The organism is Salinihabitans flavidus (assembly GCF_900110425.1).
Taxonomy (GTDB): Bacteria; Pseudomonadota; Alphaproteobacteria; order Rhodobacterales; family Rhodobacteraceae; genus Salinihabitans; species Salinihabitans flavidus.
Window position 1 is genome coordinate 1 of sequence record NZ_FODS01000031.1, and the last position, 25,412, is coordinate 25,412.

General features: G+C 58.0%; 23 protein-coding genes and 2 pseudogenes. 8 read left to right on the plus strand and 17 right to left on the minus strand.

Features of this window, described 5'->3' with window-relative positions:
- Positions 1-163: 163 nt before the first annotated feature.
- From BMW66_RS17375 to BMW66_RS20920, 4 genes are all read right to left on the minus strand, one after another.
- On the minus strand, positions 164-598 hold the full coding sequence (locus BMW66_RS17375; RefSeq protein WP_093120316.1) for a phosphate-starvation-inducible PsiE family protein: 435 nt from the start codon (positions 596-598) through the stop codon (positions 164-166).
- Positions 599-2,169: 1,571 nt separating this feature from the next.
- Positions 2,170-2,445 (minus strand): hypothetical protein, encoded by a 276-nt coding sequence (locus BMW66_RS17380; protein ID WP_093120317.1) that lies wholly within the window; start codon positions 2,443-2,445, stop codon positions 2,170-2,172.
- Positions 2,442-2,903 carry a hypothetical protein gene (locus BMW66_RS17385; protein WP_093120319.1) on the minus strand — a complete coding sequence of 154 codons (462 nt, stop codon included), beginning with the start codon at positions 2,901-2,903 and terminating at the stop codon, positions 2,442-2,444. The genes BMW66_RS17380 and BMW66_RS17385 overlap by 4 nt, the downstream gene beginning before the upstream one ends.
- Positions 2,903-3,076 carry a phosphatase domain-containing protein gene (locus BMW66_RS20920; protein WP_483880074.1) on the minus strand — a complete coding sequence of 58 codons (174 nt, stop codon included), beginning with the start codon at positions 3,074-3,076 and terminating at the stop codon, positions 2,903-2,905. The genes BMW66_RS17385 and BMW66_RS20920 overlap by 1 nt, the downstream gene beginning before the upstream one ends.
- Positions 3,077-3,934: 858 nt before the next feature.
- Between BMW66_RS20920 and BMW66_RS17390 the strand changes: the two genes are divergently transcribed.
- The 5 genes from BMW66_RS17390 (at position 3,935) to BMW66_RS17410 (ending at position 7,344) form a co-directional block, all read left to right on the plus strand.
- Positions 3,935-4,966, plus strand: coding sequence for a replication initiator protein A (locus BMW66_RS17390; protein ID WP_093120320.1), 1,032 nt, complete (start codon positions 3,935-3,937; stop codon positions 4,964-4,966).
- 59 nt (positions 4,967-5,025) lie between these two features.
- Positions 5,026-5,697, plus strand: a complete 672-nt coding sequence (parA, locus tag BMW66_RS17395) for a ParA family partition ATPase (RefSeq protein WP_093120321.1) — start codon at positions 5,026-5,028, stop codon at positions 5,695-5,697.
- A 76-nt stretch (positions 5,698-5,773) separates the two neighbouring features.
- A complete protein-coding gene (locus tag BMW66_RS20415; protein ID WP_175483292.1) occupies positions 5,774-5,941 on the plus strand; it encodes a hypothetical protein in 168 nt (55 codons plus the stop codon).
- Positions 5,942-6,047: 106 nt separating this feature from the next.
- Positions 6,048-6,734, plus strand: coding sequence for a DNA-processing protein DprA (locus BMW66_RS17405; RefSeq protein WP_093120323.1), 687 nt, complete (start codon positions 6,048-6,050; stop codon positions 6,732-6,734).
- Positions 6,718-7,344, plus strand: a complete 627-nt coding sequence (locus BMW66_RS17410) for a hypothetical protein (protein WP_245729532.1) — start codon at positions 6,718-6,720, stop codon at positions 7,342-7,344. Before BMW66_RS17405 ends, BMW66_RS17410 begins: the two co-directional genes overlap by 17 nt.
- A 226-nt stretch (positions 7,345-7,570) precedes the next feature.
- On the opposite strand, the gene BMW66_RS17415 is transcribed toward BMW66_RS17410, so the two are convergent.
- From BMW66_RS17415 to BMW66_RS20420, 3 genes are all read right to left on the minus strand, one after another.
- Complete coding sequence (locus BMW66_RS17415; protein ID WP_093120358.1) at positions 7,571-8,110, minus strand: recombinase family protein; 540 nt, start codon at positions 8,108-8,110, stop codon at positions 7,571-7,573.
- A 949-nt stretch (positions 8,111-9,059) separates the two neighbouring features.
- Positions 9,060-10,292: an IS1380 family transposase gene (locus BMW66_RS17425; protein WP_281242654.1), complete on the minus strand. Its 1,233-nt coding sequence runs from the start codon at positions 10,290-10,292 to the stop codon at positions 9,060-9,062.
- A gap of 18 nt (positions 10,293-10,310) precedes the next feature.
- Complete coding sequence (locus BMW66_RS20420) at positions 10,311-10,481, minus strand: hypothetical protein (RefSeq protein WP_175483293.1); 171 nt, start codon at positions 10,479-10,481, stop codon at positions 10,311-10,313.
- 90 nt (positions 10,482-10,571) lie between these two features.
- Here BMW66_RS20420 and BMW66_RS17430 point away from each other — a divergent pair, with 90 nt between their 5' ends.
- On the plus strand, positions 10,572-11,525 hold the full coding sequence (locus tag BMW66_RS17430; protein WP_093120328.1) for a helix-turn-helix transcriptional regulator: 954 nt from the start codon (positions 10,572-10,574) through the stop codon (positions 11,523-11,525).
- 311 nt (positions 11,526-11,836) lie between these two features.
- Here BMW66_RS17430 and BMW66_RS17435 read toward each other — a convergent pair.
- Positions 11,837-12,382, minus strand: a pseudogene (locus BMW66_RS17435) (lysophospholipid acyltransferase family protein); the annotation flags it as partial.
- An 11-nt stretch (positions 12,383-12,393) separates the two neighbouring features.
- Here BMW66_RS17435 and BMW66_RS17440 point away from each other — a divergent pair.
- A pseudogene (locus BMW66_RS17440) lies at positions 12,394-12,660 on the plus strand (transposase); the annotation flags it as partial.
- 50 nt (positions 12,661-12,710) lie between these two features.
- Here BMW66_RS17440 and BMW66_RS17445 read toward each other — a convergent pair.
- The 8 genes from BMW66_RS17445 to BMW66_RS17480 are packed head-to-tail and all read right to left on the minus strand — an operon-like array spanning position 12,711 to position 22,502.
- Positions 12,711-14,018, minus strand: a complete 1,308-nt coding sequence (locus tag BMW66_RS17445; protein ID WP_093120331.1) for a TRAP transporter large permease — start codon at positions 14,016-14,018, stop codon at positions 12,711-12,713.
- Positions 14,015-14,518: a TRAP transporter small permease gene (locus BMW66_RS17450; protein ID WP_093120333.1), complete on the minus strand. Its 504-nt coding sequence runs from the start codon at positions 14,516-14,518 to the stop codon at positions 14,015-14,017. The genes BMW66_RS17445 and BMW66_RS17450 overlap by 4 nt, the downstream gene beginning before the upstream one ends.
- A complete protein-coding gene (locus tag BMW66_RS17455; RefSeq protein WP_175483295.1) occupies positions 14,518-15,501 on the minus strand; it encodes a TRAP transporter substrate-binding protein in 984 nt (327 codons plus the stop codon). Before BMW66_RS17455 ends, BMW66_RS17450 begins: the two co-directional genes overlap by 1 nt.
- Before the next feature lie 26 nt (positions 15,502-15,527).
- Entirely contained in the window at positions 15,528-18,956 is a 3,429-nt protein-coding gene (locus BMW66_RS17460; RefSeq protein WP_175483296.1) for a molybdopterin cofactor-binding domain-containing protein, read from the minus strand.
- Complete coding sequence (locus BMW66_RS17465) at positions 18,953-19,444, minus strand: (2Fe-2S)-binding protein (RefSeq protein WP_217639332.1); 492 nt, start codon at positions 19,442-19,444, stop codon at positions 18,953-18,955. The genes BMW66_RS17460 and BMW66_RS17465 overlap by 4 nt, the downstream gene beginning before the upstream one ends.
- Positions 19,404-21,098: an amidohydrolase gene (locus BMW66_RS17470; RefSeq protein WP_175483297.1), complete on the minus strand. Its 1,695-nt coding sequence runs from the start codon at positions 21,096-21,098 to the stop codon at positions 19,404-19,406. Before BMW66_RS17470 ends, BMW66_RS17465 begins: the two co-directional genes overlap by 41 nt.
- Positions 21,099-21,114: 16 nt before the next feature.
- Positions 21,115-22,011 carry a CobW family GTP-binding protein gene (locus BMW66_RS17475; protein ID WP_093120337.1) on the minus strand — a complete coding sequence of 299 codons (897 nt, stop codon included), beginning with the start codon at positions 22,009-22,011 and terminating at the stop codon, positions 21,115-21,117.
- Complete coding sequence (locus tag BMW66_RS17480) at positions 22,008-22,502, minus strand: MarR family winged helix-turn-helix transcriptional regulator (RefSeq protein ID WP_175483298.1); 495 nt, start codon at positions 22,500-22,502, stop codon at positions 22,008-22,010. The genes BMW66_RS17475 and BMW66_RS17480 overlap by 4 nt, the downstream gene beginning before the upstream one ends.
- A gap of 164 nt (positions 22,503-22,666) precedes the next feature.
- Between BMW66_RS17480 and BMW66_RS17485 the strand changes: the two genes are divergently transcribed.
- On the plus strand, positions 22,667-23,875 hold the full coding sequence (locus BMW66_RS17485) for a M20 family metallopeptidase (RefSeq protein WP_093120340.1): 1,209 nt from the start codon (positions 22,667-22,669) through the stop codon (positions 23,873-23,875).
- Between the two features lie 30 nt (positions 23,876-23,905).
- Here the strand turns inward: BMW66_RS17485 and BMW66_RS17490 are convergent, their stop codons facing one another.
- A complete protein-coding gene (locus tag BMW66_RS17490; protein WP_093120341.1) occupies positions 23,906-25,411 on the minus strand; it encodes an AMP-binding protein in 1,506 nt (501 codons plus the stop codon).
- Position 25,412: the final 1 nt, after the last annotated feature.

Below are 25,412 nucleotides of genomic sequence, written 5' to 3' on the forward strand. Positions count from 1 at the left end.
TGACCTTCGGCGATATTTGGTGTCGTGTCTTGGTCTCTGCGTGTCCGTCGTCAGACAGTCTGATCAGCCAGCCCGAAAGATCAAGCACTGGACAGTTAGCGAATCCTCCAGAGTTGGTAGTAACACTGCGCTTGTCCGCCCGCTTCCCTCTCGAGATGCTGGATTATTCGTGGCCTTCGCGTCTGGGATCCATGACCATGATCAAGGCAAGCGCAGCGGCAAGCGCGAAAACTGCGGACGCAAGGGCGAATATCAATGCCGGATCTGCCGTCTCCAGCTTGATCAGGATCAGCTTTCGAACCACGGCCAGAAGGCCGATCACGAGAATGATCCGAACCTGAACCAAGCCACGGTGTCCTTCGACCAGCAAGAGCACAGACCTCGCCAACTCAAGTGCGATAACGGCTGCGAGCAACCGGTCGAAAAGCGTCTGAAACGTAACATAAGCAATATCGACCGACGGTTCCGATGCCACGGTATATGTCAGTCGCAAAAACGACCAAGCGGCAAGCCCGATGACGACGATCATGCCGATCAGCAGAAGTGCAGATATCAGCCGCTCAAAGAGCTCGAAGAAACGGTGGACGCTATCTCTCATATTTGTAGCGTAGCCAACATTCCCTGGTTGATCTATGCTGGAATTTGCATGCCGCAGCCTGATCAAGCGACTTCATATGCTGTGTCGATTGCGACGACATCGCCTGATATGACAGCAGAAAGCCAAGGAATTTCTCCCTGTGAACCAAGGGATCAAGGCAGGGGGATGTGACGGCGGAGCACGTCACATCCCCCTTGCCGCCCTGCCCTCTCTTGTCGTCAAAGGTTTGCCAAATCTCGGAACCAGTGAAAGAGGAACCAGAAAAAACACTCCTGTCCTGATTCCAGAGCGTCAGTTGCCAGGCACGAAAATCTAAGGGGTGCCAGTTGGTTCATACCGGTCTGGATCGGGCATCACCGAGAGCCGCTGAAAGCTGTCGGCGACGGGAGCCATCACAATTTCTGGAACCAGCAAAAGGAGTTCTGCCTCCCTCTTCGGACCCGATCAATCAGTCCGAAAAACCTCCGTTGCGATAGCAACGGATCGAGCATTTTGTGGTGTTATCGCGTCAGGAATGGAGCCAGAAATAACGAGAACAAAACAGAAACAAATGTACTTCGGAAGTAGGGTATATCGACCCGATTTTTGTTCTTCGGAAGCATGATTTTTGTCTGAAAATAGCTTGGACAAAAACAGGGTTCGAAAAATCTACATAGCCGCCTTAAGGCGGCTATGTAAAAAGACTTACGTCTTTGATCTCTAGGGGACACAAGAGATTTAGTTATTTAGGAGATTATATCTTCAATATAGACTATAAGATTTCTGTCAAGTGAATATTTATATATTCATTATATAATATATCTTCTAGCGACCTATCAAGAGTCTCACTTCAAAGATACTCCGCTGCGCTACGTATCTTCTCGTGACCCTCTTGCTATGTCGCTGAACAAACAAGAAGTTTAAGAAAACAACCAGGCGCGCGAGCAGGCAGGTGCGCGAGGCAGCGACCGCTGCGGCGACGTCACCGCACGAGACCGACAAACTCACAGCTGAGCCCGACACGCAAAGCCGAGCATCAGGCCAAGTCCTCCGTCGAGACTTCACTGGACCACCCTGGTTCCAGTTTCCAGGCCCCTGGCTCGAGCAGCTCGAAGTTGGGAACATCGAACCAGACCTGAGCGGCTGAACGATCCGGCTGGCCATAGCAAATGGAACAGCTGCGATGTGCAGACCGAAGTCTCTGCCAAGACTCCATATATCCCGAGAGCGCCTGAGAGACTCACTGAGGGCCGTCTGACGTTTTTCACGAGGAACGCGAGGCGAGCACCCTTAGAGGCGCTCAGTGACGCTCTCAGGGCTTCTGAGGACATACCGCTCCAACGCAAGATCTTGAATGGTCGATATCCAGAGAATCGAAGTCTCACCACCAACTTCAGGGCAACATCTCGGCAACTGGATCACGAGGGAAATCCTCGAATTGACGGAGGTTCTTCGAAGTTAATACCTATGGTTTGAGAGAGAGTCCGGTTTGAAGTCTAAGTAAACTCTCAGTTCACTTTTTCACGATGACCCGAAATGACCACAAAAAGCGGCCAATCTTTAGGGTCCGTATAGGTCTGATTTTTTTAGTACTAGTATTTAGCGTCTGCGAAGTTCACGTCTTTGGCGTCGGCGTAGTGAAGCAGGTGAGCCAGAAGATCTGAGAGAGCCGTCTGAGGGCCGTCAGCTTCCGGGGCATCGTTGACGCCGGTGAGAGCGAAGAAGGCGTCCATGAGCACCATGGCTTCTCTGACGCGGTGTTCGTTGGTTCGGGGGAGAGGGCGGTTGCGGCAATCCTCGATCAGAAGATGTAGCACTTCAGCGATGAAATCTCGCATGTTGGTGCCGTTGGTGAGTGTGTCGGTCATGGGGCATGTTCCTTTTCGCAGATTGGCTTGACCCAGACCAAAAACGCAGGGCTGCAAATTCTGACTGAGACCCCTTGTGGAATTTCATCCTCTCCCGGCAGCAGCCATCCTTTGGCCCGCATGTCTGCCTTGTGCTGTGCGAGGCGATCAGTGAGTGTCCAGACACCGGCGTCCTGTATTGCGGCTTGATTGCTGGCGGTTGGATCCTCCCAGTGACCGGGTGCTACGTTCCAGTCTGTGAACTCTTCGGTGGTGTCATCGCCTTCGAGTTCCATGACGTAGATGTCGGTGGGGTGGACGAAGTCGAAATCGTCAGATCCCGAACCATGGACCTCGAAATAGTCAGCGATGTATTCAGCCGTGGCCTGTTTCCGGGCTTCCTCGAAGGAGGGCGCCTCGATGCTGACCGTGCCATAGGTCCGAACGCTCATGGCGATTTGGGCAGTGTATTCGGTCATCAGTAATTCCCTTCGGCTACTTGACAGCAGAGCAGGCCATTGCGGAGCCACATGGCTGCGTCGTCCTTGCGATCCTCGAAGACGAGCTTGGGATCGAATCCGTGGTCTCGAGCTTGGTGGAGGAGCTCTTCCTTGACGACATGGCTTGGCCGGCGATCACCGTCTTTGCGCATATATAAGGAGGGGGAAACGTTGTAGGACGTTCATCATGGTGACAGGTGATCTGCGGACTCTGCACGTCCCATCCACGAGCCAGTCGTAGGTGGTTGAAGGGCCCGCATCGCCTTCTTAGGTCGGCAGATGACCCCTCTAAAATGCGGTCAGAAAAGGGGTAAAATACCCACCCTTTGGGCTACAGGTAGCGTTAGGGTGTTTCGGTCGATGGTCGGACGATTTCGCCTTTAGGGGGTCAAAAGTCAGAGTTAACTTTTTAAACTGGCATCTGGCAGCAAATCTCGGGAGTGTTCAGCCGATCCAGGCTTTTTCAGACGTTTCGGAGCCTGCTCGGGGCCTGTCGCTGACCCTGAACTCCCCTAAATACTGAGAGTTTGATGGAGACTCCTCCCCTGCCCTCTCCTTGCTTCAGGGATTTTGTCGCCCGAACTTGTCACTCAAGGCGGTGTGACCGTGATCTTCATGGCGGGTCTCGTTGGTCTTGAGTGACGCGAGAGTTGAAACTCCGGCAAATTGAGGTGCAGTGTACAAAGCACCTTTACACAAATGTGGGTTTGTGGCTTCTGAATCAGTGCCAACGTTGGGTTAAATAGAGTTAAATTAGTGTTACGCCTTGGATTTTGGTCCGTAACCATCGGATAAATATATACATTCCATACTTGCCGGTGTGTGAAATGACGAATCTCGGTGTGTGAAATGACGAACTTGGGTGTGTGAAATGACGATAGGGGTGAAAAGTTATCCACAGACGGTTCGGTGTGTGAAATGACGAGTCTTGACGGTCTGTGTGTGAAATGACGATAATGAGCCATGGTGTGTGAAATGACGAATCGTGGATTGATCGAAGGGTGTGTGAAATGACGAACTCACGTTCTCCCCTCCTGCCCGACCGTCACCCACAAAAAGATCTCTTCGTTTGCGATATTGTCGACGCGGTGCCGAAAGGCGACATGGCCTCGATGGAGCATCCGGTTTTTACCTTGTCCACGAAACCGGATATGAAGCCTCGGCGCTACCAGAACGGCAACAACTTCATCGAAGTGTCCCCGTCTCGTTATGGGCTGGCCACGGTGCACGATCGTGACGTTCTGATTTACTGCATCAGCCAGTGTATGGCGGCGCTCAACGAGGGTCGGAAAGTCAGCCGGTCACTGCGGTTCAAGGCGCACGACTTGCTCGTTGCGACGAACCGTCAGACATCGGGACAAGGTTACCAGCTTTTGAAGGACGCACTGCGGCGGCTACAGGGTACCCAGATCGAAACGAATATTCGTCAAGGTGGCAACGAGTATTTCAAGGTTTTCGGCCTCATCGAGTCCGCCGAGATTGTCCGGGAAACCCGTGAAGGACGGATGCTTGATGTTGAGATCACCATGTCGGATTGGGTGTTTGATGCCATCGAAAACAACCACGTTCTGACGCTGAACAAGCAGTATTTCTTCCTGAGGAAGCCACTTGAACGGCGGCTCTACGAGCTCGCCCGCAAGCACTGTGGATCTCAACCGAAGTGGAAGTGCGGCTTGGAGCTCCTGAGGGACAAATGCGGATCAGGTTCAACCACGAAAGAGTTTCGACGGCTGCTGTCGAAGATTATCGAGGATGATGCCGCGCACGATCATCTACCTGACTATGCCATGACCATTGAAGGCGATAATGTTGTTTTCCGTCCCAAGGCTGCCGAGGCTGTCGTCGCCCTGCCCCTTCAAGCTCTCAGGTTAAAACGTTTTGATACACATGATGAAGCCCGGCGGCTCGCGCCGGGCTGGGACATCTACGTTCTCGAAAACGAGTGGCGCTCATGGGTGCATGACAAGGCCATGGACGTGAAGGATGCGGATAGGCATTTCCTTGCTTTCTGCAAGAAGCGCGGGAACTACCAGAATGTATAATTGCACAAATGTGGGTTTGTGCCTTTACCCTTTGCCACAAATGTGGTGGAGTTGATTCCATGATTATCTCATTCCTGAATCAAAAAGGCGGCGTAGGTAAAACCACCCTCTCGGTGAACGTCGCGGGCTGTCTTGCACGGCAAGGCCATCGGGTTCTTCTGATCGACGCAGACAAGCAAGGTTCGGCCACAACGTGGGCTAGTCTGCGCGAAGATGCGCCCTTCCAAGTTGTCAGCATGGCGCGAGCAAACATGGCTCGGGATGCGCTCAAGCTTGCCCAGGATTACACCCACACGGTTATCGACGGGCCTCCGCATGCGGAAGAGATCGCTCGCTCTTGTATTGTCGCCTCTGACTTCGTGGCACTGCCTATTGAACCTTCGGGGCTCTCGACCTGGGCCTCTGACCTGACGGTGCGCCAGGTCACTGAGGCGCAGGAATTCAAGCCATCCCTCAAATGTGGGTTTGTGGTTTCCCGCAAAATAGGGAAAACCGTGATTGGGCGGGATATTCGCAATATGGCTGCCGAGGCAGGCCTGCCAATTCTGGAATCGGAAATCGAGCAGCGGGTTGCCTTTGCAGAAGGCATGACCATGGGGCAGACAATTTTCGAGTGGGCTGGCCAAAGCAGCGCCGCCCGCGAGATCGAACAACTGACGAAAGAGATTGAGCGGTATGTCGAAGAAGACGTTTTCAGCGGCTCCGAAACCGAAGCAGCAGCTCACGGATGACCAAATCCTAGCATTCGAGCGGGGCGGGGCAGGGCATGACACAACGCAAGCGGTAAAGCCTGCGTCCAAAGCTGTCGTGGATGAACCGACCAAGCGCCTCAGCCTCGACCTTCCGGCCAGCCTGCACACCCGGTTCAAGACGGCGTGCAGCGCGACTAATCGGAAGATGGTTGCGGAGTTGCAGGCCTATATCGAGACACGCACGAGCGAACTCGAAGACGAAGCGGGAGTAACCCGCAAATGAACAATACCACAAATGTGGGTTTGTGTGAAAGTGACGCAATTATTGTTTGTGGTGTAAGAAGAAGGGGGGAGGGTGGTGACATGAGAGACCCCGCTGCGAGGAAAGAATGCACGCAGAGCTAAGAACCAGAGAAGCCCTTGGGCCACTAGGCCCGGTCGAGCAAAAGAACGCGCCCGATGTGTTGTACACGTCGGGTGATACGTCACTTCTGACCGAAGGCTCGCGTGTGGCGATTGTCGGCTCCCGGAAAGCCACCCCTGTCGGGATCAAGCGGGCGCAGGCGGTCACTCGTGCCTTGGTTCAGCAAGGGATTATCGTTGTCAGTGGCCTGGCCGAGGGTATCGACACGGTGGCGCACCGGACGGCGATTGACGAGGGCGGACGCACGATTGCTGTGCTTGGCACACCGCTATCCAAGGCCTATCCGGCTAAGAACGCAGCCTTGCTTGAAGAGATTAAGCGCGATCACCTAGTGATTTCGCAGTTTCCCGAAGGCTATCCGGGCAAGGGCGAGAATTTTCCACGCCGCAACCGAACCATGGCACTGATCTGCGATGCGACCATTGTCATCGAGGCAAGCGAGAAGAGCGGGACACGGCACCAAGGATGGGAAGCAATTCGGCTTGGGCGTAACCTCTATCTCCTTGAGAATGTAGCGACCAATCCGAATCTGACCTGGCCGAAGCAGCTCATCGAGTACGGGGCGCAAGTTCTGCGCCGCGAAGACCTGCCCGATATCCTGCTCGATATCCCGAATTACACTGCCGGAGGCGTGCGTGCCTTCGAGCTATGAGTACGGCACGTTTGCCAATTACTCCCCACGCGGCAGCTCTGATCTATCGAAACAATCTCGAAGCACCTGCGGCGCTATCAAGGCTGGCCGCGTTGATATCATCGCCTCGGCCATACCGCACCTGAAAAACCCGAAGGCAGACATCTTGCAGCCGTTCCTTGCACCGGATGTAACCCTTGTGCCGGTGCCGCGTTCTGCGCCGCTCCCGGATGGGGCGCTCTGGCCTGCCAAGGTCATATGCGATGTGCTTCACGAGAATGGCTTTGGCTGTGAAGTTCAAACCTACCTGAAGAGGATACGTGCTGTGCCACGTTCCTCAAGCTCACCGGCGGCGGAAAGACCCCTTGTTCCCGTTCACATGGAAAGCATCCACGCAGAGCGCCCATTTTTCATACCGGACAAGATCACCATCGTGGACGATGTGCTTACAAAAGGACGAACGAGCTTTGCCTGTGCGGAACTGTTGCGGGCCGTCTGCCCGGAAGCCGAAATACGCATTTTCGCGATGATCCGTACTCAGGGGCTGATCGAGGATATCGAGAAGATTGTCGACCCGGCCAGCGGCGTCGTCGTGGGCTATCCATCCGGCAAAACGCATCGTGACCCATAAATAAACAAATGTGTAAATGTGGGTATTATTGAAGTATGAATAGGTACCACACAGACGGGAGGGCGGCATGAGAGCAGATTGTAGCTGTTCAAAATTCGCGGTCCAGCCGCAACATCTATGCCTGCCGGGCTTGGGTAAACTTCATTGTAGCTGTTCAAGCCGACGTCGTTTACTCAGTTAATCGACAACTGCACCGCATACAGAATATGACTACAGAGCAAGTGGCTCAAACCCGTCGTACTGTCTTAGTGCTGACCTTGAAAAGGCGGGCGATCTCAGCCAAGGGCCGATGTTCGTCGTCACGCATCCGCTGCACCTCCTTGCGCTGTGCAGGCGATAGGGCAGGGGGGCGGCCTCCAATTCGGCCACGCTTGCGGGCGGCCTGTAGCCCCTCCTTGGTGCGCTCGGATATTCGCTCCCGTTCGAACTGTGCGATGGACGCAAATACGTGGAACACAAGACGGCCTGCCGGGGTTGTTGTGTCGATGTCCTCAGCCATAGAGCGGAATCCAGCACCGCGCTGCGCAATCGCCTCCACGATATCGAGAAGGTCGCGCAAAGAGCGGGCAAGGCGATCGTACTTTGTCACCACCACCACATCTCCTGCCCGCAGGTGGTCGAGCATCTGGTCGAGCTGTGGGCGCGACCTGGCCGAGCCAGTGATCTTGTCTGCGAACACGCGCTCGGCCCCGGCCTCTGCCAATGCATCGGTTTGGGCTTCGAGCTTCTGCTCATCTGTCGAGACGCGGGCATATCCAATAATCATGCCGTTGGTGATGCCATAAACGTCCCAAAACTCCAAACGTTTTGGCTGGGGTTTTTGTCCTTATTAACAAGTTGATCTATGGTCGGGCAGGGTGGGGGGACAAAAACGACCGGTTTTGTCTCACAGGTTTTGACTAAGGGTTTTTGTTTGACAGCCGCCGTTCGTGACATTCGCGGCTAAGGCCGGCAGGAGCCCAAAGTGTTCGGTGCTCTGCAGCGCAGCCAAGGTCTGCTTTCATCGCCCTATCGTCCAACTATCCATACTGATGCTCATCCACAATGGAACCGCGGACCGAGACAAAAGGTTGAATGTTGTTGCGATTGCTGAACCATTTCATGAAGAAAGGGCGATCGATGAGCCGCCCTTTCTCAAGCTATACTTTAGCCCAAAAACTAGGTACCTAGTAGTTCTTGGTTGTGGAGTTGCCGTTCGAGTCCGTTTTCGTGATGGAAGTCACTCCGCCCTTAAAGATCGGGTCGGGGTTCTCCCGTACTACGGTTTTGCTCGAACCGTCCGAGTTCTCGGTACGGGAAACTTCTGTTTTGTTCCCGCTGCCATCGTAGTGGCTAGTTTTCGATGTCTTGCTCATTGGCTTTTCCTCCATTTTGAGACTTTCTTCTATCCATTGTGGACAGGTACCTTTTTAAACGGCTTAATAGAGTCAGTCTGTGAACTGGGTGTGGCGCAAGATACGACCCATGTCACAGATGTCACACGTCAACCCGCATTATTCACCGGCACGGGTCCCCGACAGGATGGAGGCAGGTTGAGGCCGTTTTTGCCAGCCCTTGGGCGGGCGTTTGCCGTGAGCGTCAGCCGCGCGTCACGCACGGGGTGAGGGATTTGCTCCGCCGGTTGTTGTTGCGGCCTCGAGCCGTGTGATTGGGACACGATTGCTCGCCGCCCCTGGGCGTTCATCCGGTCGGCGTCTTCGGCAACTTGCTAGGGACTATGGACCGGCCCCGCGCAGCATCTGGATCTGTGGCCAGACGGCAGCCCAGAAGGGCGCGGCCGCTTCGGCAAGGATCAGGGTCATGCGCCGGGCGGAGATGACGAGACGGGCGCCGGCGCGCAGCACGCGTTCCCGCAGACGGCGCAGGCTCCAGGGAGTTTTCGTCGCGCGTGTCATGGCCCTGCGCGCCACGTGCATGATCTGGTAGGCGAGCATCGCGATGAGCAACCGGATCTCGTTGCAGGCGAAGGCATCGACGGCGGGCGTGACCGATTTCGGCTTATTGCCGCGCAGATGGGTCTTGGTGCGGTTGGTAGAGGACAGGGCTGGCGAGAGGACGTCCATCAGCTCGCCCATGTGCCCTTCGGCTTTGCCGCGCTGGCGATAATGGTCCAACAGAGCCTGCCCGTTCATCTGGAAGCGCGAGATCGAGGTGACGAGGAAGAAGCGGTCGAGCAGCAGATCGTCGGGCCGCTCCTTGACCACCAGCACGACGCGGCGAGGCTCATCCCAGGTTCCGGCCTGATATTCCAGTTCATGGGTCCACATCCGTGGCTCCGTCGGTCGCCGCCCGACCGGGCGCTTCATGTGCGGCGCCGCGAGCCTGTCGAGGGCGGGATTTGCACGCAGGCGGGCAACATGGTGGATGCCGCGCGCCTCCAGACCCGACAGGAGTGCGCCGGACGGAAAGCCCGCATCGATGCGCACATGAGTGATCTCGCACAGGCTGTCCTCGGCGCGATCGACGACGTCGAGGATGACGTCCAATGCGCCATCGGCAGTGCCGACATTGCCGGGGCGAAGACGGGCATCGAGCATGTCACCTGTCTCGGCAATGGAGGTGATCAGCGGGTGGTAGATCCGGCTCCGGTAGTGGCCATTCCACTCCGCCTTCGGCTGGTGTCCGTGGACTTCGATGGGCAAGCTGTCGACGTCCAGCGTGGTGCGGCTCCGCCGTTTTCCGTGGTTCTCGGCCCGCAGGTTCCGACCGGCGAGTTCGAGGGCGGCTTCCCGCAGAACCTTCAGGTTTGCGGGTTCGGCCAACATCGCCGTGCAGCGCGACAGCGTAGGCTGGGATGCCAAACCGGGATGCCCTGTCAAAGGCGTCAATCCGGCCGCGGAGCCGACCGCCAGGCGCATCGCGGGATCATGCCGCAAAGCATCGGCATCGTCGTGGTCCTGCCAGCCTTGTGCGACCAGAAGCACCATGGTTCGCAGCAACGAAGGCAGGTCGTGAACGACATCGGCCTAGCGGCGGGTGTCCTTCATCCGCGCCGCCATCCAGCCGACTATCCCGGTCGCGTCGAGCGATTCTCGCAGCAGCACTGCGCCAGGATCGCCGGTCAGGCGCTCGGCCCGGGTCTCGATCGAAAGGGAGCGGTTGAATCCGGCCGTGACCGGCCGTAACGTTTCACCCATGCGTGCGTCCGTTGCTGCTGGCGGATTGTGGTGTAGCAGGTGGATTCTACGGCGCTTTCAGGCGCACGCAACCTCCCCTGATTGATTTGGATGAATAAGGCGGGGTCAACCAAAACTGCGGAAGGTATTCAAAAGATAATGATTGAAAACCGATATACTAAGGTTTCATTCGGAAACGAGGTGCGTAAACGTCTAAAAGAGTGTTACATGACACAGCAAAGTTTGGCTAAAGCAATAGGCGTCACACGAGAGACTATAAATCGTATTGTGACTGGAAAATCAGAGCCAGGCTATGACACCATACCTGGGCTTCAGTCCGTGTTGAAATTTAGCGACAACGATTTTATCTGGTGCAGAGTAGGCACCAAAGAGAAATATCGCTATGAGTTTTTTGACCAAGCGGCGCAGAGACTTGGCTCAATCGACAAAGTTATCGAAATCACAGAGGCCATTTATGATCAGTTTCCTTCAGTGGATGATGAAGCGAACTATGGCGATCCGAAGAAGTGGAGATACTTTCAGAGGAAATTTCCTGAATTTGGCGCGGTCGTTTGGCATGAGGATAAAGCCGTTGCCTACTGGTTTTGCCTGCCGGTTAATGACAACATTTATGATCAGCTGCTGGCGGGTGAGAACGTAAACCTGTCCATCACACCACAGGACACGCCCAGAATTACCGATGGAAAGACCTGCCTATACTTCGTCGATCTGATGGTCTTGGAAGCTTACCAGAACAAGATGCCTGGAAAATATTTGCGGGAGAGTTTCCTAAGCTTTGTTCTGAAGAAAGCAAAAGGTGGAACTCTATTTCACCGGATAGTGGCCAATTTGACATCTGAACCTGCCGTCAGCGTGGCAATTGGCTTCGGATTCCATGAATTAGGGGAGCACGAGGTGCACTTGATGAAATCCGATATCGAAAAAAATATTTGCCCGGCCAAAATTTACGAAATGGTTCTGGACCCAAACATCAAGGATCTGAAACCATTCCTGTATGATCCAGAGTTGAAAAGGGAGTTCAACAAACGGTGGAGGTCGAGTTAACACCTAGTTCTGTTTTCCTCGTTCAACGGTCGTTTTACTAATAGCAGCCATTGGCGCGGTCGCAGCGAAAGCTCACAAAGTCCCGCTCACCGGACCTTACCACTGGCCGCAGCGGAGGTCCGGTTAGAGGTGGTTGGCGGCCAAAACTCATACGTTTCTGACGCCGGCGGAATCCACCGTTTTTAGCCCTGTCAGTTTGTCCAGAGGTTTTTGTCCCGTTGCCCGGACCGCTCTGCAGGAAAACCTGCCGCTCGCTGCGGGCGCCGCGCGTACTGACCTGAGCAGCGGCAATACGCACAAAGACAGACGTTTCAAAATTGGCTCCCACTATCATGGGAGACCGCTGCGACGAACCTCAAGCACACATCGTGTCGTGCAGCGCTGCGTGTCAGTATAGCGAAAGCAATCGCAATCACTTCATTGACGTTGCTGGCTTCCTGCATAGCACGGCAGTATGCGCTATTTCTAAAGCCCACCCGTCGCCGTGGGATATTCCGGTGCATCAAGTTTGCGACGTTCAATGTCCAAAGCGATTGGACGTTGTGAACAACCGCCGTCGAAACAAGACCTGGCGGGACGGTTTTCAGGTAAGAGACCGTGATCGTGCCCGGCTTCTTGAACGCGTGTGCTGGCTCCCAGAAATCGCCGGAATTGACAACCATGGGCAAGACAGGTGTGTCCAATTGCCCGTAAAGCAGCTCTATGCCCCGCCTGAAACGGATCGGATCGCCCGGTCGCATGCGGCTGCCTTGAGGAAACACAAGCAGGGAGCGTCCCTCAGCAAGGGCGGCTCGCCCCTGATTGAGCATCTGTTTGAAGGCGTTGGATCCGGTTTCCCGATCAATGATGATCATCTGCGAATTGCGAAATCAAGCCGCCTGATCCATCCGGATTTTATTCGGACCCATTGACCGATGTCATCCGGGATGGGGCACGCAAGCTGATCGAACAAGCGATCGAAGCGGAGTTGGCCACGCTGATGGCCGCATCCGCCAAAGACAAGCTCGACGACGGTCGCGCCAGGCTGGTCCGGCATGGGCACCTGCCGGAGCGCGAAGTTATGACCGGCGTGGGTTCGGTGCCGGTAAAGGTGCCGCGCGTGCGGGATCGCAAACCGGGCGAAGACAAGATCACCTTGCAGATCTTAAGGTCGAAATGACGACTTCTCACACAACCTCCGAAAGGTTAAAGCAATGCCGGCACGAACAGCGACAGGGCCGGAATCGCGATTAACAGGGCGAGACGGACGATATCGGCACACCAGAACGGCGTCACGCCGCGAAAGATGTCGCGGGTCGAAATCTCGGGCAACATGGCCGACAGGGTGAAGACGTTCATCCCGATGGGGGGCGTGATCAGGCTGATCTCCGTCGCGACCACGACGATGATCCCGAACCAGATCAGCGTTTCCTGCGGCCCGAGCCCAAAATCGAGTGAAGCCACTAGCCCGCTGAATACCGGTATTGTCAAGAGCAGCATCGACATGCTTTCCAGAACGCAGCCCAGCATGAGATAGACCAGAACTATCAGAAGAAGAACCACCATGGGCGACATGTCGCCTGCCGTGACCCATTGTGTCAGGGCTGCGGGCATTCCCGTGCCGTTGATGAAATTGGCAAAGATCAGCGCCCCTATAAGCACCATGAACAGAGATGCCGTCGTCACGGCGGTGTCCACGACCACACGCATGAAACTGCGCCAGTCTAGCCGTCGTCGCGCCACGGCAAAGATCAGGGCGCCGAAGGCACCGATCCCGGCGGATTCCGTTGGGGTGAAGATACCGACATAGATTCCACCAATCACGATGATAAAAAGCAGGACCATCGGCCACACACCGCGTAACGCGGCAAATTGCTTGACGGTAGCCAGACGGTCACCCGCCGGTCCCGCATCCGGGTTGCGCCAAACGACCCAGCGGATCGCGGCCAGATACAGGGCGGCGCCCAGCAGACCCGGAACCATGCCCGCCATGAAAAGCGCGCGGATATCGGTTTGGGTTATAATCCCGTAAAGCACGAGGATCACGGAAGGAGGTATCAGAATGCCCAGCGTTCCACCCGCGGCGATCGATCCGGCGGCCAGAGTATCGGCATAGCCATAATGTTTCATCGGCGGCGCCGCGACCCGTGCCATGGTCGCCGCAGTGGCCAGACTAGACCCACAGACAGCACTGAATCCGCCACAGGCTACAATCGTCGCCATCGCCAAGCCGCCCTTGCGGTGGCCGACAAAGGCATAAGACGCAGTGTAGAGATCATGCGAGATCCCTGCCCGACTGACGAAGTTTCCCATCAGGATGAACAGGGGCACAACCGAAAGCTCGTAGGATTCCACCGTGGTTCGCGCCACCAGCCCAACCAGCGACAATGCCGGCATCCAGTCGCGCAGCAGGGCGAAGCCGACAAAGCCCACCACGGCCATCGCGATGGCAATGGGCACGCGGACGAAAACCATCAGCAGAACGAAGAAGAAACCGGCAATAGCGGTAATCATGGTTGGCTCCTGTTTGGCAGGCATAGGATGCCTAGGACCTTGCCAAGGTGGATAACAGCTGTGACAGCGCACAACGTCGCGCCAAATCGGATGATCGGGGACAGCGGCCAGCCGAGATACTGCGTCGTGTCGCCCCATTCGGCGGCTTCTCCGGCCAGCACCCAGAGCCGCCAGGATAGAACCGCGAAGGCGGAGCAGCAAAGCGCATTCACCGCGAGGTCGCGCAGGGTTATAAGCCTGTCGGGGGTCACACTGTCGAGCAGGTCGATGGTGATGTGACTTTCGCGCTGAGACACGTTCGGCAAGCCCGAATAGACAATCGCCGCCATCAGGAACTGCGTCATCTCGAACGCGCCGGGCAAGGGCGCGTTCAGGAAGTAGCGGCCGGTGACGTCAACGACCGTCACCAGCATCATGAGCAACAGAAACACGCCGGCAACCAGCCCCGAAAAGCCGGTCAACCGGTCGCGCCAGCGCTGCAGCGGCGATGAATTTATCATCACTCGGCGCCTTGGTCCTTAATCTCGGCGCGCAGCTTGGAAAGGACCGCGGCGGGATTTTCTAGTCCTGCTTCCTTGGCGCGAGTTATCCAGGCCTCGTCAAGTCCATCCGTCGCCGCCTGCACGGCCTCGAGCACATCGCCCTCCATGACCGTGACGCTGTCGGAGCCGAATGCCTCGATTGCGACCTTGTCAGCCCCGTCCCAGGCCGATCCGATCAGACCCGAAAGATGCTCGCCCGAAACCGACATCAGAGCTTCGCGTTCGCTGTCAGTCAGGCTGTCCAGCACTGAAGAGTTTATGATGATCGCCATGCTGGAGCCGTAGAGGTTGTCCGGATAGTGGTAATGGTAAGTCACCAGATCTCCGAGATTGAACGATTTGATCGTCTCAATCGAGAACATCACCCCATCTGCAACCCCCTGCGACAGCATCTCTTGCGCTTTGGTGACCGGAGCGGCTACAGTGACGAACCCCAACCCCTCGGCAATGGCGGCCTGAACGCCGCCGCCGGTGCGGATCTTCAGGCCTTCGAACTGATCACCCGAGGTGATGGGATTGGACGTATGAATCATCCCCGGCCCGTGGGTGAAGAGCGCGATGGGAGTGACGCCCCGATGTTCGCGCATCCCGACCTCTTCGGTGTATACTTTCCAGTAGGCGCGCGATGCCTGCTCGGCATTGCCACCATTTCCGGGTAATTCGATCATGTCGGTAAAGACGAAACGCCCGGTGGTGTAGCCATGCGTCATCCAAGCCAAATCGGTGATGCCGCTGCGGACCCGATCCATTAAATCGCGGGGGTCTACCGGCGGATAGGTGATATTGATCTTCAATTCGCCATCGCTGGCCTCTTCGACCTGCTTAGCCCAAATGTCGAGGCCGGCGGCGTTCACCGCATGTTTGGGCCCTGCATAGGTTTCGAGCGTCAGCACCCGTTCGGCCCAGGCCGTGCTAGCCAAAAGCGACGTTGCCAGCGTCACGGCGGAAAGTCTTGCAAAGCTCAGTGTCATTTTCGTCTCCCTGGTGTGGTTGATTTTTGATTACGTTCAATTGGTTCTGCTGTCGGGATGGTGTCGAGCGCCTCTCTTAGGACGCGCTTGAGAAGCCCGGCGCCGGCGGCGAGCTTCCATTCGTTATCGCGCAGCGGGTGCGCGCGGGCGATCCACGCCTCGGCGGCGGCGGCCAGGCTGGCCTCCGAAGGCACTCGGCCAAGCAGACGGGTCTCGGAGGGTTCTGACCGCCAAGGGGTTGCCGCGACTCCGCCCAAGACGATACGCGTGTTGCGCACCCGCCCCTCTGCGTCGAGCCGCAGCCGTACCGCCGCCGAAACGATGGCGAAACCGTCCGAGCTGAGCGAGAGTTTTCCAAAGGCGGCCCGGTCTGTTCGCGCCTCGGCCGGTATCCGCAGCTCGGTCACGATCTCATTCCGTCGCAGCGCGGTTTCTCCAGGTCCTACATGAAAGGCTGCGGCGGAAAGAACGCGCTGGCCATTCGGTCCGCGGAGAACAATCTCGGCATCCATCGCGATCAGCATGGTAGCAAGATCGGACGGCGTCACCGACTGGCAACGTCCCGCATCCATAACCGCGTGAAAATACCGGTGATCACCGGTCACTGCAAAACAGGGTCGACCGGCCCCACCGCGCTTGAAACAATCCATCCCGCTACGCAGGAATGAGCACCGGTTCTGTTGGCACAAGTTTCCGGCCATCGTTGCCATGTTGCGGATTTGGGGCGTGGCGATCGCACGTAACGTCGCCGCGAGCGCCCGGTCGCCGGGAAAGGCCGAGCCAGAAAGCTGAGATTCGGCCGAGGCCAACGTCACGATGGCGCCAATTATCAACATTCCGTTGTGGTCTTTGATCCCGTGCATGTCCGTGCAGCCTGCAAGGTGGACAAGATGCTCGGGCGCGGCAAGACCTTGCGCTCGGGAGGGCAAGAGATCCGTTCCGCCCCCCAGAGGGGCGGCCCCTGGTTTTGTGAGCAATGCAAGCGCCGCCTCGGTCTCTTCGGGACGTTCGATTGACAAAATCGCTGGCGCGGCAGCCCTCGCCCGGGATGGCCCATACCGATCGACGGCTGCAAAGAGCCCATGCGAATAGGCCCGTCGCACGACCTCGGTCCACCAGCGCGTCGGGCGGCGCCAGAGCGGTCCGGGGCGCGTGTGAGGCGGATTGGCAAGCGCTCCGAGCACCTTGTCGGGCGTCATGGGAAGATCGCGTAACCGCGCGCCGGTGGCGTGAGCCACGGCATTGGCCACGGCGGCGGCAACGGGCATCAGCGCCACTTCCGAGATCGACTTCGCACCCATCGGGCCAGCCGGGTCAGGCGCGCCCACGAACACCACCTCAACGGGCGGCACATCATCGGCGCGCGGCATCGCATAATCCACGAAGCCGGTGACATGCTGTCGCCCATCCTGCCACAGCAATTGCTCGCCTAGTGCCATACCAAGACCCATCGCCACGCCGCCTACAACCTGTCCTTCGGCCCCAACCGGATTTATAATTGTACCGGCGTCATGCACGGCAACCACCCTGAGCACCCGCACCGCGCCGGTGGAACGATTCACCTCAACCTCGACACCGTGCGCGGCAAAGGCATAGGCCGGGGATAGATGCCCATGCCCGCTGTCAGTATGAGTCATAGGTACCGGCTCGATGGCCACCGCAGTCTCACGTTCTATCCGCAGGGTGCCTCCTTGAGCAAGCGGATGGGCCGACGCAACTTCGCCCAATGGAATGTTGCGTACACCTGCGTGGGCAACCCCGCCGGACAGCACCACATCCTGCTCCGCGCAACCTGCCATGACCGCCGCCTGCGTTCGCAATTCTGCGGCGATTTCGCGCGATGCCGCCAGAATGGCCCCGCCCGTCACCATCGTTGCGCGGCTTGATCCGGCGCCGGGATCGAAGGGTGTGGTCGCGGTATCCATCGCCTGTAACTCAATTTCTTCAGGATCGATTCCCAGCTCTGCTGCGCAAAGTTGAAGGATCACGGCATATTCCCCGGTCCCTGGATCGGCACAGCCCGAGGCTAGGACGATGCCGCCGTTCTGGCCGATCTCGATCACCGCCCCAGCCTTGCTTGTGGCCGGTGTGACAATAGCTCCGGAGACATGCATGGCCAGTGCGACGCCCACGCCCCGCACAATGTCGCTGTCGGGATCGGGCGGAGAAGCGCGGGCATTATCCCAGTCCAGTCTGCGGCGGAGTTCGGTCAGGCACTCTGCGGCGGCGGTGGTGCCAATCTTCCAACCGGTGATGGTCTCTTCGCCGGGGGCCAGCAGATTGCGCTCGCGCAGATCGATCGGATCGAGGCCTAGGTCCGCCGCGATTTCGTCCATCTGGCTTTCTATTGCAAAGGTTGCCTGCGGCCCGCCCGCACCTCGGAATGCGCCTCCGGGTCGCAGATTGGTGTAAACCGATCGCCCGTCGACCTGTGCCCCGGCAAGGCGGTAGTGCGACGCCAGCAGGATTGAACAATAGTTCATTTGGTTAGAGCCGCCGTGAATGAACGCCCCGTTGTCAACTGTCACGAGCCCGTCGCGGAACAGGATCTGACCGTCCTCCGTGTAATGGCTTATCATGTCGACTCGGGTTTCGTGTTGACGTTTGGCAAAGGCGAATTCCTCAGCACGGTTCAGCCGAATTGCCACGGGGCGGTCGGTTTTCATCGACAGGTGCGCTGCAAGAACCTCGATATCCCCTGCCTTGACCCTCGATCCGAAATCGCCTCCCACACCCGAACGGTGCAACCGCACCTGATCAGGCGTAAGGCCGAGCATCTGGGCGACTTCAGCGGCCACGTTGCGCGGCGACTGGGTGGGCGTCCACAGATTGAGTATGTCATGTTCCGCATCCCAATGTGCCAGCGCCGAATGCGGTTCCATGCAGGCGTGATGTTGCGGCCCGCACCCATAGGTCGCACGTGTTCGGCGCGTGGCAGAGCTGGGTCTGGATGGATCGCCAAAGCTGCGCGAGGCCCGCGTGGCCACGTTGTTCGGCGCACGCTTTGGATGAACGGCGGGCGCGCCGCGGGCCAATGCCTGCACGACCGATGTCACATGCGGGACGGGTTCCCATTCTACGCGGATTAGGGCCAAGGCCGCTAATGCCTGCGCTTTGGTTTCCGCAGCCAGCGCGGCCACCTCCTGTCCCGCCCAGACCGCGCGCTCGATTGCCATGGCCGGTCGGTCGCATTGACCGTAATCGATATAGCTGCGATCCGGCAGATCCGCCCCCGCCAATACGGCTACGACACCGGGGGCCGCGCGTGCCGCGCTAAGATCGAGCTGGACAATTCGGGCCGCGGGATAGGGACAGCGCAGAACCTCTCCGACAAGCAATCCCTCGGGTGCGATGTCACGGGCATAGTCCAGCTGACCGGTTGTACGCGCTTCCCATTCGGGGTGCCGAATACGGGTGAAGGTCATGCCCGGTCCACCCTGCGCAAAGCCGCTAGGATTGCCCTGTAGCCAGTGCATCGGCACAGGTTGCCCGCCATCTCTTTGGCCAAGACAGCGTCGTCTGCCGGCAAGCCCGCGCGCAACAACACCATCGCCTGTACAATCACGCCCGCCGTGCAATACCCGCACTGGAACCCGCCAAGATCGGCCATCGCCTCGCGGAAGGGCAATGACTCTGTAACCAGTCCCTCGATGGTTTCCACTGGCTCCGTGACAACCGCCGCCAGCGTGACACAGGATAGCACGGAACGCCCGCCGACAAGCACCGTGCAGGCGCCACATTCTCCCCGCCCACAGGCCTCCTTTGTGCCAGTAAGGCCAAGCTCGTCGCGCAATATGTTTAGCAGCATGGCCCCCGGCGCGGCATTTATCTCCCGCGCCCTACCGTTGACTGTGATGGCGAGCGGTTCCATGTCAGGCTGGATGACGATCATGAACAAGCTCGCCGCCGACATACGTCTGCAGGACTTGGATGTTTTTCAACTCGTCATCGGAACAGGTCAGGATGTCACGGTCCAGAACGACCAAATCCGCGTATTTGCCCGATTCGATGGAGCCTAGAATGTTTTCCTGAAAGCGCGACCAGGCATTGTTTATGGTAAACATGCGGAGCATTTCCTCGCGCGTGGCATGCTGGCCGGGCAGAAGCACGCCCGCTAGCGTCTGGCCGGTTGTTGCCGAATACTGACACAAAAAGGGTTGTTCGAGATCATATACCACCGCAGGATTGTCTGTTCCGCCGGTGACCATGACGCCCGCATCCAACCAGTCGCGCAGGGGCATTCCCCAATCGCGCACCGTGCGTTTCCATGGATCAGTTTCCGACAACTTGGCGATACGTACTTGCTCCATGACTTCATTCATCCGAAGCGAGCGGGCAGAAGCATACCATGCCAGAAGCGGGTTTGCACCAAACACGATTCCGAGTTTTCTTGCGCGCTCTACATGGTCAGGCTTGAACAGGCCAAAACCGTGTTCAAAGCTGAAACGGCGACCGTCTATCGGCAAGTCAGCATCGGCCTCTTCCAAAGCTGACAGCACAACCTCAGCCGGTTCCTCGCCGCCGCCTGTGTTGACGTGAATCGCCATGTTCCAGCCGCGTTTGTTGAGATCGAGAATTATCTTGCGCAGCTTTTCCTTTGAAAAAGCCCACCAGCCATCGTTCACGACAACGAGCTTAATCCCGGCGATGCGTAGCATCGGGCTTCCGATGTGCTGCTTCGGGCCGAAATAAGTTTCAATCGCATTGCCGATCTCGTCCTCGTTCATGTAGCGCATTGGCAGCCCTAGAATGATATCCATTCGGGTCTTAAGAATACCGCGGCGGTCAGCTTCGATAAAGGCTTCCAATTCATCGATCGAGCTGCCCATCTCCCGGACGCCGACAATGCCGCAGGCGTGGTAGATCGCCTGCTGGGCGGTAATGGCTTCGATCTGGGCCTCTCGGTCGAAATAGAGAAAATCCCATTGTTTCTTGGGCAGACCCTCGTGCCGCCACCAAGCCATGCGGGCCATGTCGGCGCCGCCGGCAATCAGATGGCCTGTGGGTTCTCCATCCGCATCCTTATCGACCCAGCCTTCGGGCTCTTCGGGTTGACGGGTCTGGGAATGGATTCCGGCCAGCTCCAGCGCGAGGCTGTTGCAGATTACGTTCTTGCCGGACTGAAAGATATAGACCGGGTGATCCGGTGCGACCTTGTCTAGATCCTTGCGATTGGGAAACCGCCCTTCTTTAAGTGCCCCGCGATACATGCAGGACGTCCCGATCCACTGGCCTTTCGGTGTCACTGCTACACGCTCTGCAATCTCCGCGAGGATGTCGTCGATCGAGGGCAGCGTGGCGATGTTAACCTTGGGGCCGCCTGCGGTATCCAAACCAGCCAGCAGCATGTGGACATGATTGTCGAACTGCCCGGGTACAACACATCGGCCTTCCAAATCAGTGATTTGGGTGCGCTCGCCCGCGAGATTCATAACCTCGTCGGCATTTCCCACAGCCACGATCTTTCCATCAAACACGGCAAGGGCTTCCGCGATGGAAAAGCCACTGTCGACGGTGACAATTCGGCCATTAGTCAGGATCATGTCGGGACTGAATTGCAGGGTCATTGGGTTTCCTTTCAGGTTATTCGCGACAGGCATCAAGACCGGCCTGGAGCTTGGCCCGGTCAAGGTTCTGACCGATCACAATGAGACGATCGACGGCGTTCGAAGATTCTGCCGGAGAAAGCCAGTACCGCGTTCCCACTGCACTTACCGTCACTCGGTTTCGGTGGGGGGTGACGCGGACAAAACCTTTGGTGCGAAACACGTCACAGGGCAGGGCGCCCAGCCACTTCTCGAGCCGCTTCGGGTCAAACGGCAGGGAAGCATCGAGCACAGTGCTCTCGAAATTGTCGTGTCCATGCTTAGTTTCCGTAGGCAGAGGTTTTTCGCTGGTCCGCGCTCCAATCAGGACTGATAGGGGCACATCGCCAGAAATGCAGGGTAGAACGCGGGCTGACGGATTTAGAACGCGGATTCCGCGTTCGATCAGACCGGGAATGTCTAGCTCGACAAGGTCCGTCTTGTTTACAAGCAGGATATCTGCTGCCGTGATTTGCTGGAATGCCGCCTCGGCGCTGTCAAGATTTCGGTCGAAATTCTCTGCGTCGACCACGGTGATCACGCCATCAACCTGTACGGCCTCGACCAAGCTGGAATGGGCGAGTTCCGACAAGACCGGAAAGGGATCAGCAAGCCCGCTGGTTTCAATCAGGATTGCATCTGGGGGGGGGGCGACCTGAAGGACCGCATGGATCGCTACCAACAATTGCCCGCGCGTGGCACAACACAGGCAACCATTCGCCAGCTCCACCACCCCGCCCTGCGCCCCCTCGACAAGAGTACCGTCGATGCCCACTTCGCCAAATTCATTCACGATCACGGCCATTCGACTGCCGTGACTTTCTGACAGGACCCTGTTGAGAAGCGTCGTCTTGCCGGCGCCAAGGAAGCCGGTCAGCAGGGTGAGGGGAATCATCTGGCGCACCCTGCCTTGCGGTGCTCTTCGCGTGTTTCGTCAAACAAGGAGTCGAAATTGGGCCGCCACGTGATGAGCTTTTCAAGGCAGGCATCGAAAGTGGCCCGCTCGTCTTGGTCCAGCACGGATAGTAGATCTTCGTTCATCATGTTGCCGATCCGCTTCGCACACTCCACCACGGCCAGTCCTGCATCGGTCAGAGAAACGCGCGTCTGGCGCGCATCCAGATCGCAGATGCGCCGTGTCAGCATCCCGGCCTTCGACAGCTCTCCGATAAGCCTCGACACCAGCGTCCGTTCGTAGAATGTAGCATCGATCACTTCGGACACCGTCGCATCAGGTGTTTCCGCTAGAATGCGCATGACCCGCAACTGCCGGATGTCAAATCCGAATTTGTGACGGTACACAGCGTCGGCAGCACTCTGGGCGACGCGCGAAACCAGTTCGAGACGGTAGGAAACATAGGTGTCCAGAAGCGGTCGCTGTACCATTCTAGTGCCTTCCTTTCCCATCGAAGTCAGATGGGCCGGTTCCACATCCACGGGCAAAAATATGTGCACTTTACACATTGTTCATTTAGCTTATATTGAAATATGCACATACAGATTCCCAAAGTCAAGCGGCATGGCAAGCCGACGGATAGATCGGAGAGAAAATGCGTAACCCCAATCGGCCCAACCGGGCAAAAGACCTCAAGGCACGCGCTTGCGCTGCCATAGACACCTACGCAGCGGGCTTGATCGAATGTGCGCTCGATTTGCACGCCCATCCCGAAATCGCCTTCGAAGAGGTCCGGTCTTCCGCCGCGCTCGCCGAGCGGCTGCGCGATGCGGGGCTGGAGGTGACGCTTCCGGCGTATGGTCTCGATACGGCCTTCGTCGCCGAATTCGGCACAACCGGTCCGGTGCTGGGCATCGTTGCGGAATACGATGCGCTGCCGGGGCTGGGCCATGCCTGCGGGCACAACGTCATCGGCACATCGGCGCTTGGCGCCGTGTTGGGTCTGGCAGAACTTGGCGAAGATTTGCCCGGTCGGATCCGCCTTCTTGGCACCCCCGCTGAAGAAGGCGGCGGAGGCAAGGTTATCATGGCCCGCGAAGGCGCGTTCGACGGGCTGGATTGCGCCATGATGGTACACCCCGCCGATCGAAATCTGCCGAGCTTTCCCCTGATTGCCGCCGCTTGGATGACAGCCACGTTTCATGGCCGTTCGGCCCATGCCGCAGCCACGCCCGAGGCCGGGATCAATGCGCTCGACGGACTCGTCACCGCCTATAACGCCATCGCGGCTTTGCGCCAACAGATACCAGGCGATCACCGGGTTCATGCGATCATCCGCGAAGGTGGGACCGCTACCAACATCATCCCGGATCGCGCCGTTGGCGCCTTCGGCCTGCGCGCGCCCAGCCGCAAGGCGCTGGAGGAGCTCAAGACACGGGTCACCGATTGCCTCAACGCCGGTGCATCGGCCTCCGGTGCGCAGGTTGAGATCGTCGACAGTCAGGTGCAATATCACGAACTGATCTCCAATGCGCCCATCGCCGAACGCTTCCGGATCAACGCAGAAGCTCTGGGACACACATTCGAAGCGGTCGAGAACCTCTCGGGGAGTAATGTCGCAAGCACAGATTTCGGGAATGTCAGCCATCTCATTCCGGCGATTCATCCGATGATGGCGACCGTACCGCGCGGCACGGCGTTCCACACCCCCGACTTTGCGCTGCATTCCGCAAGCGATGCTGCGATGTCGGCGATGCTGGACGCCGCAAAGGCGATGGCGATGACCGCGATCGATATTTTGTGCGACACCGATCTCCGCACAAGTATGAAAAAGGCATTTGTCGGTGCCACCGCGCACGCCTAATGCAGGCTTGCGCGGCTGCAGTGCCATCCGTCAGCTCCCGTTCTGATCGACGTCGTCGCGCAATTGCATCCGCAAGAGCTTACCCGTCGCGTTGCGAGGTAGTGTCGCACGCAGGACCAGCTTGCGCGGGTGCTTGTAGCGGGCAAGTTGACCTTCGCAGGCGGCTTTGATCCTTTCCAAGGTCGGTGGCTCGCCGTGGGGCACGATCACGGCGACCACGATCTCGCCCCAGCGAGTGTCGCCCAGCCCAATCACGGCGACGTCCTGCACGCCCGGCAAGTCGGCGAGGCAGCGTTCTACCTCGGCCGGGTAGACATTTTCGCCGCCGGTAATGATTTTGTTGCGCGCGCGGTCCACCAAAGTGACAAAGCCTTCTTCATCCATCACGCCGATATCGCCGGTGCGAAACCAGCCATCTGGCAGAAACGACTGCCTAGTCGCCTCCGGGTCGTTCCAGTAGCCACTGGCGATGTGCCGCCCACGTAACTGAACTTCGCCCGGCACACCCGTTTTGGTGGCTTTGCCAGACTCGTCCCTGAGCCGCAATTCGGTATGGAAAAAGCCGCGCCCGACGCTGCCCGCCTTTCGCAAGGCATTGGCGGCATCCACCACCACGCCCGGGCCGCAGGTTTCTGTGGCTCCCATCGTCTGAAGTAGGGGGATGCCCAGATCGGCATAGCGGCGGATCAGGGCGATCGGCACTGGCGCGCCGCCGCCCATCACCCAGCGGACCGATTGCAATCGCTCCAGCGCGAATCCCGGCGCATCGAGAAGATCGGCCAGCATCACTGGAACCGCAAAGAAATGCGCCACGCGTTCGCTCTCGATGAGCGTCAAAACGGTCTCGGCTTCCCATCGCGGGGGGATGACCAGAACCATACCCAGATGCACGCAATGCAGAAGGAATGACAAGCCGCCGACGTGAAACAGCGGGACCGGCAACAGGTGCGTATCGCCCGCTCGCATGTCCAGCGTCGGAACCATTGTCAACGACGCCCAGAGCATCTGATCATGGGTGATCAAGACCCCCTTGGCCCGACCCGTGGTGCCCGAGGTGAAAACCAAGAGTACGGAATCGGTTGGCTGACATGGATGGGCAGGAACGGGGGGCGCCGTGTCGGCAAGTAGGTCGAGCGCGCCAAGTTCCTGCCGCCGGAGATCGGGGCAGGTCAGTTTCAGCGCTTCGGCAGTGGAGGAGTACTCGCGATGATGCAGCAGCAGCCGCATCCCTGAAAGCGCCAGAATGTCCGCTAGTTCGGCAGCGCTTAGCCGCGTATTGAGCGGGCAGGCAATGGCCCCCAGCCGCGCCAACGCGAAAAACGCTTGTGCAAAAGCCAATCCTGCGGGCAGCAGCAGGCCCACCCTGTCACCCGGTCCGATCCCCATAGCCGCAAAGGCCGCCGCCATGCGCGCGGCCCCCATCTCGAGCCCGTCAAAATCGCACGTCCCGTCATCGGCGATGACCGCGCGATCCGTGCCGCCCGTCGCCGCACGTCGGGCCAGAATGTCGCTGACGCTCAATGTCTGTGGTCCCATG